General features: G+C 35.1%; 13 protein-coding genes. 10 read left to right on the top strand and 3 right to left on the bottom strand.

All coding sequences use genetic code 11. The features are described from left to right. Nucleotides 1-100 precede the first annotated feature (100 nt). Genes A9G10_RS05850 through A9G10_RS05835 form a run of 4 tightly spaced genes read left to right on the top strand, consistent with a single transcriptional unit; the run spans nucleotide 101 to nucleotide 2431 of the window. On the top strand, nucleotides 101-829 hold the full coding sequence (locus tag A9G10_RS05850) for an MtnX-like HAD-IB family phosphatase (RefSeq protein WP_081299083.1): 729 nt from the start codon (nucleotides 101-103) through the stop codon (nucleotides 827-829). Nucleotides 830-841: 12 nt separating this feature from the next. Then, nucleotides 842-1675: an alpha/beta hydrolase gene (locus A9G10_RS05845; RefSeq protein WP_065558653.1), complete on the top strand. Its 834-nt coding sequence runs from the start codon at nucleotides 842-844 to the stop codon at nucleotides 1673-1675. Then, nucleotides 1675-2031 (top strand): EamA family transporter, encoded by a 357-nt coding sequence (locus A9G10_RS05840; protein ID WP_065558652.1) that lies wholly within the window; start codon nucleotides 1675-1677, stop codon nucleotides 2029-2031. Before A9G10_RS05845 ends, A9G10_RS05840 begins: the two co-directional genes overlap by 1 nt. A 1-nt stretch (nucleotide 2032) precedes the next feature. After that, nucleotides 2033-2431, top strand: coding sequence for a DMT family transporter (locus A9G10_RS05835; RefSeq protein WP_065558651.1), 399 nt, complete (start codon nucleotides 2033-2035; stop codon nucleotides 2429-2431). Nucleotides 2432-2491: 60 nt separating this feature from the next. Here the strand turns inward: A9G10_RS05835 and A9G10_RS05830 are convergent, their stop codons facing one another. The 3 genes from A9G10_RS05830 to A9G10_RS05820 are packed head-to-tail and all read right to left on the bottom strand — an operon-like array spanning nucleotide 2492 to nucleotide 5894. After that, nucleotides 2492-3364, bottom strand: coding sequence for an arginase family protein (locus tag A9G10_RS05830; protein ID WP_065558650.1), 873 nt, complete (start codon nucleotides 3362-3364; stop codon nucleotides 2492-2494). Then, entirely contained in the window at nucleotides 3361-4437 is a 1077-nt protein-coding gene (locus tag A9G10_RS05825; protein WP_218837348.1) for a GNAT family N-acetyltransferase, read from the bottom strand. Before A9G10_RS05825 ends, A9G10_RS05830 begins: the two co-directional genes overlap by 4 nt. Before the next feature lie 47 nt (nucleotides 4438-4484). Next, complete coding sequence (locus tag A9G10_RS05820; protein ID WP_143425959.1) at nucleotides 4485-5894, bottom strand: aspartate aminotransferase family protein; 1410 nt, start codon at nucleotides 5892-5894, stop codon at nucleotides 4485-4487. A gap of 171 nt (nucleotides 5895-6065) precedes the next feature. Between A9G10_RS05820 and A9G10_RS05815 the strand changes: the two genes are divergently transcribed. The 6 genes from A9G10_RS05815 to recF all read left to right on the top strand — a co-directional run bounded on the left by A9G10_RS05815 (nucleotide 6066) and on the right by recF (nucleotide 12867). Further along, nucleotides 6066-6815, top strand: coding sequence for a MipA/OmpV family protein (locus A9G10_RS05815; protein WP_065558649.1), 750 nt, complete (start codon nucleotides 6066-6068; stop codon nucleotides 6813-6815). Between the two features lie 106 nt (nucleotides 6816-6921). Further along, complete coding sequence (locus A9G10_RS05810; RefSeq protein ID WP_065558648.1) at nucleotides 6922-7830, top strand: recombination-associated protein RdgC; 909 nt, start codon at nucleotides 6922-6924, stop codon at nucleotides 7828-7830. Nucleotides 7831-8021: 191 nt separating this feature from the next. Continuing rightward, entirely contained in the window at nucleotides 8022-9119 is a 1098-nt protein-coding gene (ompA, locus tag A9G10_RS05805; RefSeq protein WP_065558647.1) for a porin OmpA, read from the top strand. 151 nt (nucleotides 9120-9270) lie between these two features. After that, entirely contained in the window at nucleotides 9271-10629 is a 1359-nt protein-coding gene (gene dnaA, locus A9G10_RS05800) for a chromosomal replication initiator protein DnaA (protein ID WP_065558646.1), read from the top strand. Between the two features lie 16 nt (nucleotides 10630-10645). After that, nucleotides 10646-11749, top strand: a complete 1104-nt coding sequence (gene dnaN / locus A9G10_RS05795; RefSeq protein WP_065558645.1) for a DNA polymerase III subunit beta — start codon at nucleotides 10646-10648, stop codon at nucleotides 11747-11749. Nucleotides 11750-11793: 44 nt separating this feature from the next. Then, entirely contained in the window at nucleotides 11794-12867 is a 1074-nt protein-coding gene (gene recF, locus A9G10_RS05790; RefSeq protein ID WP_065558644.1) for a DNA replication/repair protein RecF, read from the top strand. Nucleotides 12868-12891 lie beyond the last annotated feature (24 nt).

Genomic DNA, 12891 nt, shown 5'->3' with positions numbered 1-12891 from the left:
ACTTCGTTACAAAATATATACAAAGAGCCTACAATGTTCGAAGTCACTCTGTGAGAAAATTTGCGCCAATATATATAAATAGACTATTTTTATTTCAAATATGAATACTTTTTCATCAATTACCAGTCATCTATATACACCATCTTATACACAACATCAAACTCCTATTGTCTTGTGTGACTTCGATGGCACTATAAGTGTCAAAGATGTGACCGATACATTACTGAGTCATTTTGGTCAAGATGGTTGTGATGAGCTTGAAGAGTTATGGGTTAACGGTAAAATTGGCTCCCAAGAGTGCATGAGTAAACAAATTGCCTTAATGGATGCCAGTTTGGATGAACTCAATCACGTTTTATCACAAATCGAAATTGATTCAACGTTTAAATCATTCATTGATTATACTGAGCAGAATAATATCCCTGTTCATATTGTGAGTGATGGGTTAGATTACGCCATTCAATTTGTTTTAAAACGACACGGTATTACGCATATCCCGATATATGCCAATAAATTAATGCATGATAATGGGCGTAGTTGGCGTCTTGAATTTCCTTATGCGAATAAAAACTGTATTAAACAAAGTGGAAATTGCAAATGTAATCATGTTAAAAAACAACAATTCTTTCCACAGATACTGTATGTAGGTGATGGCACATCCGATTATTGTGTATCTCATAATGTGGATTTTGTATTTGCAAAAGACAAATTGATTCAATATTGTGAAACCAACAAGATTGAACACTGTGCTATTCAACGTTTTGCCGATGTCACGACAGCGCTGAAAAAGACTCAAGATGCTCTTATCCCTGTCATGATGGTAAAATAATTAGGAATAATAATGAGTACAATTGAAGATTTATCTTATTTTTTACCGGGTAACAAAAATGGTGTACTTTTGATACATGGCTTAACGGGTACACCCAACGAAATGCGTATTTTAGCTAATGGTTTACATAAAGCTGGATTTACCGTATATGCTATACAATTAGCGGGTCACTGTGGTACTGAAGAAGATCTTTGTAAAACTACCTGGCAAGATTGGTATCAAAGTGTAAAAGACGGTGCTGATTTTTTAGCAAAACATGTTGATAATGTTTTTGTTGCAGGTTTATCCATGGGCGCACTCCTTGCGCTTAAACTTGCATCAGATAGGCCAGAACAAATTAAAGGTGTAGGTGTATTAGCACCAACTTTTTATTATGATGGTTGGAGTATGCCATTTTGGGCTAAAAAATTCTTTTTCTTACTGGTTTATTTGAAAAAACTGGGGCTTTTTCAAAAGGTTTCTTTCATCGAAAAGCCACCTTATGGGCTCAAAGATGAGCGGATTCGAGCCGTTGTATCGGAAAGTATGCTGAGTGGTGATGCGGCATCTGCCGGACTTGCTGGAAATCCTTTTCCTGCACTGGCCGAAATGCAATTGTTAGCTAAAAACGTTCGCCAAGCACTACCTAAGGTGACTTCACCGTGTTTGATTATGCATTCCGGTCATGATGACATAGCTAATATTGAAACCAACGCCAAATTAGTTGAAAAACACGTTTCAGGATCAAAAAAATTAGTGGTACTTAATGATAGTTATCATTTAATTACAATTGATAGTCAACGTCGTGAAGTCATTAAAGAGTGCGCATCATTTTTCAATGACATAGCAGAAGGAACCAATACATAATGTCACTATTAGTGATTATACTTTGGGTTAGTAATATCTGTTTTGATACATTAGGGCAAGTTGCTTTTAAATACGCTGCAACCGCCCCTAATAATCGTGACGGTTGGTATTACTGGGTTGATTTGGCTAAAAACCATTGGATCTGGATTGGTATAATTTCTTACGTTGCAGAATTTTTGTTATGGTTAGCATTTTTAACATTGGTTCCGCTTTCTCAAGGAGTGTTGCTGGCATCATTTAATATCATCACTATTATGTTAGTTGGTCGAGTGCTTTTCAAAGAACTATTAACGGTTTACCGACTCATTGGTATGTTACTTATCACTGCTGGTGTAATTTTTGTAGGGATGTCTTAATATGGCTAGATTCTACTTAATCGGTTTTACGGTATTACTTTTTTTCGATACTATTGCACAATGTAGCTTTAAATTAACTGCGATCCATGCCGAACCACTAGCAATGAGTGTTGATTGGTTAGTCAGGGTATTTACTAATCCATGGATATACATCTCTATCGCTGGTTATATTTTAACCTTTTTTACTTGGATGACTTTATTAAAAAAAGCCCCAGTTGGGCCGGCTTTTGCTGCCTCTCACTTTGAAGTTGTCACGGTCATGATAGCTTCGATATGGCTGTTTCATGAACCAATCACATTATATAAGTTAATTGGCACCATTCTTATTGTATCAGGTATCTTGTTTTTGGCTTTAGCGGAAAGCCAATTGGCTAAGCAAAACGCTGATAATCATCAATAAAAGTTAATTCAAACTGTAGTTGATTTCTTAAATAATCAGCTACAGCTTCTAAACTTGTCGTTATACTGATAAAGCTTTTAATAATGTTAAATTAAGCTGATGTTGTGCTTGTTGCCAATTAAGTAAGTTATCTGCATCAATAGCGGGTTGTTTATCTAATGAACTCAGCAACCGTTTGAACCAATTAGAGGGTTGCCATATTGACAATTCACCAGTGATATCACTTGCCACAATACGTTGCTTTAACGAAGTAATGGTATCAAGCAGATGATAAGTTTGTAATTGACCTTGATCCCAATTAGTGTGAATGACCTTTTCACTTAATACATCTTTATCTATCGATAAATACACAGGTTCGGCGCTATGGTATTGTTCGGATAAGAAATTAGCAATCAGATCATCTGGAGTAGAAAAATGGCGAAAAGCTTGCCCCAAACCTATTTTATTGGCCCACGATACATTGACATCTAAACTCCAATACGTCAGTTTTTTCTGAAAAAGTGGTTTCCATCTATTTTCCCAAAAATGGGAAAGTCCAATATCATGAGATGTAATACCTAACACATGAACATGGCTCACAAAAGGTAAACTTGCCACATAGCTAACCCATGAACCACAATGAATACCAAATAAATAGCGCATATTGTCAGGATGATTGTCAAATACAATCACTTGGATTGGATTTTCGGCTGAATACTGTTTAGCCAACCGTTCAATAAGCAGTAATGAAATATGGTGATAATCACCACTTCCCATTAAGACTGTACCATAATGTTCAGGTAAGGATTGTTGTAATTCTGCTTTAAATTGACAGAATTTTTTTTCAGAGCAACCAAAGCGAATTGTATCTTGCCACTGGGTTACATCAATTATTTTAGCATTATTAATCTCGCCTACACTCTGATCGAAATTGAGTATAATAGGATGTGTCATGCTATTTTCTCCTTGTCACTTTCAAAATGACCAATCAATTTGCTTAAAATAAATCTTAATAATGGATTACGGATGTAAACCAAATGTTTGGTTAAAGTAAATTGCGCACCTAACGATCGTTTAACCTCAGGATCTGTCCAACCCGCAATATAGTGACTAAATCCTTGCTCAATGGCATACTCCAGATTGAAAAACCAACTAACAAAATAAAGATTAAGGTCACGAGCTTGAGGATAAACCAAACCAATATATTTATCGACCAGCATATTATTTACGACAAAACAGATATTGTAGCCAATGAGTTCATTATCATGATAATAGGTAAAAATGCGTGCTTGGATAGATTTACTTTGCAGCAATTGAATAAAAAACGGTTTAGTCAGTAGATCAAAATGAACCTCGCTTTGTTGATAAACATTGAGGTAAAGTTGGTAATAATGATCTAACACTTCATCATTAAAAAAGCATTCATCACCACTATGCAAAACTTTAATCTCTAATTTTTCGCGAGCTTTTAATTTACGTCTAAAATTCTTGCGACGGCTGGAAGAAAATCGTGAAAACACTTCATTTAAATCACTAAAATCAATTGGTAGCCAAGCTAATGCTTGTCCTTCAACTTCAATAAACCCTCTTGTTTTTAATGCCGAAATAAGCTGGTCTGAATAATGATTGTCTTGTTCACTGAGTAACGGCGAAGATAAAGGCAAATCTTTGACAATAACAAAAGGATACTTTTTTGTATATGCGGTTTTAATGTTATCCGCTAACTGTCCTGCTTCTACTTGATCGGTCAATAGACCATATTCAGAAACGGTTGTTCCTATAAAACAAGTTTTCGGCTGTAACCAATGTCGCCAATTTTTAAAAAAAGGGAGTTTTTGGATCTTATGCTTAAAATCATCATCAGCAGTAGTTAATAAATCAAACTTTGCAGCAAAAGCAGGCACACCATTTTCACTCAGCCACGCCGAAAAATCTTGCGGTGGATAAGTCAAAAAATTATCGACTAATTCATTAGGTTCTAGCTGATTGATGTATTTCATAAATATATTTAAACGATTGGCTATCATGTGCAGTCCCGCCAACATGAGTTGACGGGAAGGTTAGAATTTAATAATTAAAGTTCTTTTTTCGCTCGGGTAATTAACTGATCAAGTAATTCGATACCTTGATCAATCTCTTGACGAGTAATATGTAGCGATGGAGCAAAAGTGATCACGTTTTTATAATAACCACCGATATCAAGCACCAAGCCCATTTTATTACCTTTCCAATCAAGATCACCTGACATACCGATATCCACCATTTTATCTACTAACGCTTTGTTAGCGGTAAAACCATCTTCGGTACAGATTTCGGCACGAAGTGCAAGACCTAAACCATCGACTTCACCAATCTCTTTATGTTTCTTCTCAAGTGTTTTTAATCCTTCAAGGAAGTAAGCACCACTTTCCATAACCATGGTTTCGTAATCAGTTTCTGACGTCATTTTTAACACTTCAAGACCAACTGCTGTACCTAATGGGTTGGAAGCAAACGTTGAATGCGTTGAGCCGACAGGGAACACCTCAGGATTAATCAACTCTTCACGTGCCCATAAACCACCTAGTGGATTAAGACCATTGGTTAACGCTTTAGCAAATACAACCACATCAGGCTTAACATCAAAATGTTCAATTGACCAAAGTTTACCTGTACGATAAAAGCCCATTTGGATTTCATCAACAACCAATAAAATACCATATTGATCTAATACTTTTTTCAAACCTTTAAAGTAGTTACGAGGCGGAACAATATAACCACCTGTTGCTTGTAACGGTTCTGCATAGAATGCAGCATATTCAGCTTGTCCTACTTTTGGATCCCATACACCGTGATATTCTGTTTCAAATAGACGTGCAAACTCAGCAACTAAGTGTTCACCATACTCTTCTGCAGTCATACCTTTTGGACGACGGAACGGATATGGGAAAGGAACAAACATAGCACGATCACCAAAATGACCATAACGACGACGGTAACGATAACTAGAAGTAATTGAAGATGCACCAAGTGTACGACCATGGTAACCACCTTGGAACGCAAACATTAATGACTTACCACCAGTAGCATTACGAACTACTTTTAAAGAATCTTCAATACATTGTGATCCACCAACGTTAAAATGAACTCGTCCTTGGTAACCAAAACGCTGTTCCATACCTTGTGCAATGGTTTTAGCTAATTCAATTTTGGTAGGATGCAAATATTGGCTAGCACATTGTGGTAAGGTATCAATTTGCTTTTTAAGTACATTGTTTAATCGTTCATTGGCATAACCAAAGTTACATGCTGAATACCACATTTGTAAATCAAGGAAAGCTTTACCTTCTTTATCATACATGTAGCTACCTTCGCAACCATCAAAAATCTTTGGTGGTTCAACATAATGAACAGTATCACCAAATGAGCAATATTTAGCTTCATCAGCTAATAATGTTGCATCGTCAGGACGACTATTAATCATTTCTAAAGTTGGTTTACTCATAATTATCTCACTAATCCATATTCAAACACGATAAAATGTGGCATTATTATTCAAGAAAATTGTTTGTTACAATGTACAATTACTGTATAGATTGTGTGACGATAGTATCAAACTCAGCGAAATAATTTTCTGCTAGAGGATAGCATTGTTACCCAAATGGATATAAACCCTATGAAAAAATCACACTGCATACTTTCTATATTAGCGTTATCTGCATTAGCATTGAGTGAAACCGCATTAGCAGATCCTACTTTTATCGGTGTTGGTGGGGGTTGGTCAAATTCACCTTACAAAGGTTATCGTTCCAGTTACTATCCAGTTCCCCATATCGATTACGATAATAATACATTTTTTATTGATGATTTATCGGCTGGTGTGTATATTTTTAACAACGATAATCAAAGTTTATCTATTGGTGCTCGTTATCTTGATAATGAATTCAAACCACACGACTCAAATAATCGCCAATTAAAACGGCTTGATAGCCGTCATGCAACATTATTAGCAGAAATTGAATACTCTATTGATACCAATTGGGGCAGTTTCTCAAGCAGCATTGGAGCAGACATGCTAAATAAAAGTAATAGCATTTTAGTCAATGCCGATTACAGCGTACCATTTATGCTAGGTAATTTAATTATTGTTCCAACAATAGGTATCAACTGGGCAAATAACAAGCACAATAATTATTACTATGGGATATCACATAAAGAATCTTCTCGTTCTGGTTTACGCTATTATCATGCTAACGGATCTTTCACACCCTATATCGAAATAGGCGCACAATATGCATTAACCGATCATCTTAATCTGTTCGGTGGTATGCATGTCGACAAATTAACCGGTGATGTAGCTGATAGCCCAATGGTTAACAAAAGCACTGTAACCTCACTTTATATGGGAGTCTCTTATAAATTTTAATTTCAATACTTTTATATTTACCCCATACAATATAGATAAACGATTTAATCAAATTAATCCTGATACAGTTTGGATATCATTAAAATAAATTTAGGAAATCAAAATTATGCTTTGGTTTAAAAATGCCATTATTTACCAACTTAATAATGACACTTTGCTTGACAAAAACGCTATTGAAAAAGCTATCAAATCGGTACCTTTTACCCCATGTGGAAATATAGATACCATGAAAATGGGTTGGGTTTCACCTTATAATGATAATTATCACGATAATTTTATTGTTGATATGCAAGGTCACCTTTTATTACGTATAAAAAAAGAAACAAAAATTTTACCGGCTCCTGTTATCAAACAAGCTCTACTTGAAAAAATTGATAAACAAGAACAAGCACTCAGTAGAAAGTTAACTAAAAATGAAAAGGCAACGTTAAAAGATGAAGTCATGATCGACCTTATGCCTAGAGCATTTAGTAAATACAATCATTACTGGTTATGGATAGACACCATAAATAAACGTATTATTCTTGATACCAGCAGCTTTAAGCAAGCAGAAGATATTCTGGCTATTTTACGTAAGGAATTAGGAGCACTCGCATTAACTCCGCTCTCCATTGAAAAACCACTTGAGCAAATCATGACAACTTGGGTCAAAGAAAAACTAAACTTTGCACCTTTTATATTAGGCGATCAAGCCGAATTAAAAGACCCACTTGAAGGAAACGGGATTATTAGCTGCAAAAACCAAGATATCACTAGTGATGAAATGATGATACATTTTGATTCGGGAAAATGGATAACAAAAGTGAAAATTATCGACGAAAGAGGTGTGAATTTTATCGTCAATAATGATTTAACATTGAAGCGAATTAAATTTGATTCGAGTGTTTTAGATGAAAATGAGGATATTGGCGCTGATGAATTTGATAAAAAATTAGAAGCCGATTTTTTCATCATGGCGAACTTATTATCAACAACAATCAATGACTTTTATATCGTCATCAATAAAATTACTTAAAAGATTGTGTAAACTTTTTTTACATAAAGTGTCATTAATTATAGATCTGCGTATAATATATGCTATAATTGAAATCAAATTATGTGCATCATAATTAAAAACAATAAGTAATCGATCCTTTATTTAAAGTAAAATTTAATTAAAAGGAAAGCAAACAACGTCTATAACAACATTCAAGTTGAGGCAACAAAATGAAAAAAACAACTTTAGCTCTAGCAATCGCAGTTGCTAGCTTAACAGCTACTGCGGCAAATGCAGCATATGAAGACAACACTTTTTACGTTGGTGGTAAATTAGGCTGGTCAGAACTTTATAGTTTAGATCAAAGTAAAGTACGTGCATTTAGTCGTGATGTTAAAATCAGCACAACTGACAAAAGTAACGTTGCTGGTGGTGCATTCCTTGGCTTCCAAGCTAACCCATATTTAGCATTTGAATTAGGTTATGATTGGTTAGGTTCTGCTAAATATAAAAGATCTTACCACAATGCAGGTAAAACTTATGACGTAGGTCATAGTAAAGTTTCTGCTCAAGGTGTTTCTTTAACTGGTAAATTAAGCTATCCGTTATCTTTCATCTCTGATGATTTAGATGTTTATGGTCGTGCAGGTGCAATGATCACTATCGCTAAATGGAAAAACGGTGGATACGTTAAAGAAAGTTATGGCAAAGGCGGAACAAAAACTGACGTTTCTCCAGTTTATGCATTAGGTTTAGACTACCGTTTTGCAGAAGACTTCTCTACTCGTTTAGAGTATCAATATGTTAACCACATCCATACTAAAACTGACGCATCTCCAGATGCAGGAACTTTAAGCTTAGGTATCACTTACCGTTTAGGTTCTCCAGCTGTTGAAGCTCCAGTTGTTGTTAAAACTTCTGAACGAGTTTACGATTTAAACGCTGACGTTCTATTTGCATATGCAAAAGCTGACTTAAAAGAAAAAGGTCGTGAAGAGTTAGATAGATTATTACAAGATCTTATCAAACTTAGCCCTACTCAAACTGCAATCGTAGTAATTGGTCATACTGACCGTATCGGTTCAGAAAACTACAACCAAAAACTTTCAGAACAACGCGCTCAATCTGTGATGAAATACTTAGTATCTAAAGGTGTTCCATCTGATATCATCAGTGCTCGTGGTGTAGGTAAATCTCAACCAGTAACTGGCAGTGAATGTAATGGCAAACGTGGCGCTACATTAAAAGCATGTTTAGCACCAGATCGTCGTGTACAAATCGAAGTGAAAGCAACTAACCTTCAACAAGTTAGAGAAACAACTCACTAATTTTCGATTTTCAAAACAATAAAAACCCGGTTAATCCGGGTTTTTTATTGCTAATAAGTTAGTGAATAAACATTAAAACTCTATAAATTATCCACAAAAAAGATTATAATTAACGATGTGCTGTTAATAATAAAAATTAAAGGAGTGATTTGTGCCTACCGCTATCTGGCAAGAATGTCTTTCTCAACTACAAGAAGAACTTCCTACAACGGAATTCAATTTATGGATTCGCCCATTGCAAGCGGAAATGATTGATAACAAACTCTATATTTATGCACCAAACAGATTTGTATTAGATTGGGTAAAAAATAAATACCTTAACAATATATCTCAATTGATCAATACACTTTTCAATGATGATTCCCTAAAGCTATACCTTGAGGTGGGATCAACATTGTCAATGGAAAAAAAAACTAAAAATAATCAGCCTAAAACGGATGTAATGCCGGCTTGGAAAACAACCAAAGAAAGTAATAATAATCATACCTATCACTCGGGGATTAACCATAAACATACATTCAATAGCTTTGTTGAAGGTAAATCTAACCAACTCGCCGTTGCTGCTGCCAAACAAGTTGCTCAAAATCCAGGAAAAGCTTATAACCCACTATTTTTGTACGGCTCAACAGGTTTAGGTAAGACCCATTTATTACATGCTGTAGGCAATCAAATCATGGAAGTCAAAAGTAATGCCAAAGTGGTTTATATGCATTCAGAACGATTTGTTCAAGATATGGTAAAGGCACTGCAAAATAATGCGATAGAAGAGTTCAAAATTTACTATCGTTCTGTTGATGCATTACTTATTGATGATATCCAATTCTTTGCCAATAAAGAGCGATCACAAGAAGAATTCTTTCATACCTTTAATTCATTATTAGAAGGTAACCAACAAATTATTTTAACTTCAGACCGCTATCCCAAAGAAATTGATGGCGTTGAAGATCGCTTAAAATCACGTTTTGGCTGGGGCTTAACGATTGCTATTGAACCACCAGAACTTGAAACACGAGTCGCAATTTTGATGAAAAAAGCCGAAGAAAATAATATAAAATTACCTGAAGAGGTCGCTTTTTTTATTGCTAAACGATTACGTTCTAATGTGCGAGAACTAGAAGGCGCATTAAATCGGGTAATTGCTAATGCAAATTTCACAGGTAAAGCAATCACCATTGATTTTGTTAAAGATGCGCTAAAAGATTTACTTGCCTTACAAGAAAAATTAATTACTATTGATAATATCCAAAAAACGGTTGCAGAGTATTATAAAATTAAAGTATCGGATCTACTTTCTAAACGTCGTTCCCGTTCTGTTGCAAGACCGCGGCAAGTTGCCATGGCATTAGCAAAAGAATTAACAAATAAAAGCCTTCCTGAAATTGGTGATGGCTTTGGCGGAAGAGATCATACGACTGTTTTACATGCATGCAGAAAGATCGCTGAATTAAAAGAAGAAAGCAATGATATTAAAGAGGATTATTCCAATTTAATTCGAACATTATCAACTTAATAAAAGAATCAACATTATGAAATTTATTATTGATCGAGAAAAACTTATCAAACCATTGCAACTTGTTAGTGCGCCTTTAAGTAGTCGTCCAACACTACCAATTTTAGGCAATTTATTGTTACAAGTAAGTGATAGTACATTATCCATGACGGGAACCGATCTTGAAATAGAGATGATTGCTCATATCCCGCTTACAGAAGCAAACGAACCCGGTGCAACCACAGTACCAGCGAGAAAGTTTCTTGATATTTGTCGAAATTTACCCAACAATGCTCAGATCTCTATAACTGTTGATGATAATCGATTGATGATTCAATCTGGTCGAAGTAAATTTTCCTTATCTACACTACCTGCCGGTGATTTTCCTAACTTAGAAAATTGGCAAAGCGATGTCGAGCTTTCTGTGCCACAAAAAACAATTAAACGTCTTATTGATGCCGTCCAGTTTTCGATGGCTAACCAAGATGTAAGATACTACCTTAATGGTATGTTATTCGAAATCGAAGATGGGCTTTTAAAATCTGTTGCAACCGATGGACATCGACTTGCTCTTTGTTCGCAACCGATTGGTCAAAATATTGCAACATCTTGTTCGGTGATTTTACCAAGAAAAGGCGTTATTGAACTGGCAAAATTGGTGAGTGATAATGACGATATTATCAATATACAAATTGGTAATAATAACTTACGAGTGAATCTCGGCGATTTTACCTTCACCTCAAAACTGATTGACGGCAGATTCCCTGATTACAAACGAGTATTGCCACGTAATCCTGATAAACCTTTAGAAGTTTCGTGTGAAGAGTTTAGAAATTCACTATCACGTGTTGCCATTTTATCTAATGAAAAATTTCGCGGTATCCGGCTTCATGTTCAAAACAACCAATTAAAAATTACAGCAAATAACCCAGAACAAGAAGAAGCAGAAGAAGTGGTTGATGTAAAATATTCTTCAGCAGAACTTGAAATTGGCTTTAATGTGACCTATTTATTAGATATATTAAATACATTGAAGTGCGATAGCGTACAACTACTTTTAACTGATGCCACATCAAGTGTACAAATTGAAGATATTAATGATCAATCAGCCATTTATGTTGTCATGCCAATGCGCTTATAATCAAATTTAACCTTTCCGGCTTAGGCCGGAATAACTTAGCTTATATGATTCTTTCACAGATCAAAATCCATCATTTTCGTAATATATCTTATACCGAGCTGTGTTTATCTCCCCATTTCAACTTTATTGTTGGTGATAATGGTAGTGGTAAAACTAGCTTACTTGAGGCTATTTATATGCTTGGTCATGGACGAGCATTTAGGCATATACAATCCAATCGTATTATTCAGCATGAACAATCTGAATTGACATTATTTAGCCAAATTGAATCATCTAATCAACAAACCCGAACCATTGGATTAGTCAAAGCACGTAATAATGATAATAGAATTAAAATTGATGGTGATGAGGGATTTCGACTAACCGATCTTGCTAAACTCTTACCCATTCAATTAATTACACCAGAAGGATTTGATTTACTTATTGGTGGGCCTAAATATCGACGTGCTTTTATTGATTGGGGGTGTTTTCATCATTATCCTGAATTTATCCATTTATGGAACAATTTAAAGCGGTTATTTAAGCAACGTAATGCTTTATTAAAACAATCCACGAGTTATAATCAATTGTTGCCTTGGGATAAAGAGCTGGCTCCCATTGCTGAAAAAATAAGTCAAATTCGCTCGGAGTATTCACAGCATATTTTTCCCGAAATCATACAAACCTGCCATGACTTTTTGCCAGAATATCTGCTTAATTGTCAATATTATCAAGGGTGGGAACAAAACATTAATTATAGCGACATATTACACAAACAGTATGAACGAGATAGATTACTCAACTATACTTCGTTAGGCCCACATAAAGCCGATATCCGTTTGCGTATTGACAATATACCTGTTGAAGATTTCTTATCACGGGGACAATTAAAATTATTGATGTGTGCACTACGCCTTGCACAAGGTGAATACTATTCAAAACAAAGCACACAACCTTGTGTCTATTTAATTGATGATTTTGCGTCAGAATTAGATCATCATAAACGAGCATTATTAGCTAAACGCTTAAAAATGGCGAATTCACAAGTGTTTATCACGGCGGTTAGCCAAGACCAAGTAACCCATATGATTGACGAAAATGATAAGATTTTTCACATAAAATCTGGTATAATTTCCTAAATATACAGAATGATATAAATAAAT

Source organism: Gilliamella sp. wkB308, assembly GCF_001690185.1.
Lineage (GTDB): Bacteria > Pseudomonadota > Gammaproteobacteria > Enterobacterales > Orbaceae > Gilliamella > Gilliamella apicola_I.
Note: the sequence above shows the minus strand (reverse complement) of the source record. Positions and strands in the feature narration are given on the sequence as shown.

Bases quoted from the DNA above. Each gene is read 5' to 3' on its own strand.
- A9G10_RS05850 (WP_081299083.1), top strand. From the start codon at position 101: ATGAATACTTTTTCATCAATTACCAGTCATCTATATACACCATCTTAT.
- A9G10_RS05845 (WP_065558653.1), top strand. From the start codon at position 842: ATGAGTACAATTGAAGATTTATCTTATTTTTTACCGGGTAACAAAAAT.
- A9G10_RS05840 (WP_065558652.1), top strand. From the start codon at position 1,675: ATGTCACTATTAGTGATTATACTTTGGGTTAGTAATATCTGTTTTGAT.
- A9G10_RS05835 (WP_065558651.1), top strand. From the start codon at position 2,033: ATGGCTAGATTCTACTTAATCGGTTTTACGGTATTACTTTTTTTCGAT.
- A9G10_RS05830 (WP_065558650.1), bottom strand. From the start codon at position 3,364: ATGACACATCCTATTATACTCAATTTCGATCAGAGTGTAGGCGAGATT.
- A9G10_RS05825 (WP_218837348.1), bottom strand. From the start codon at position 4,437: ATGATAGCCAATCGTTTAAATATATTTATGAAATACATCAATCAGCTA.
- A9G10_RS05820 (WP_143425959.1), bottom strand. From the start codon at position 5,894: ATGAGTAAACCAACTTTAGAAATGATTAATAGTCGTCCTGACGATGCA.
- A9G10_RS05815 (WP_065558649.1), top strand. From the start codon at position 6,066: ATGAAAAAATCACACTGCATACTTTCTATATTAGCGTTATCTGCATTA.
- A9G10_RS05810 (WP_065558648.1), top strand. From the start codon at position 6,922: ATGCTTTGGTTTAAAAATGCCATTATTTACCAACTTAATAATGACACT.
- ompA (WP_065558647.1), top strand. From the start codon at position 8,022: ATGAAAAAAACAACTTTAGCTCTAGCAATCGCAGTTGCTAGCTTAACA.
- dnaN (WP_065558645.1), top strand. From the start codon at position 10,646: ATGAAATTTATTATTGATCGAGAAAAACTTATCAAACCATTGCAACTT.
- recF (WP_065558644.1), top strand. From the start codon at position 11,794: ATGATTCTTTCACAGATCAAAATCCATCATTTTCGTAATATATCTTAT.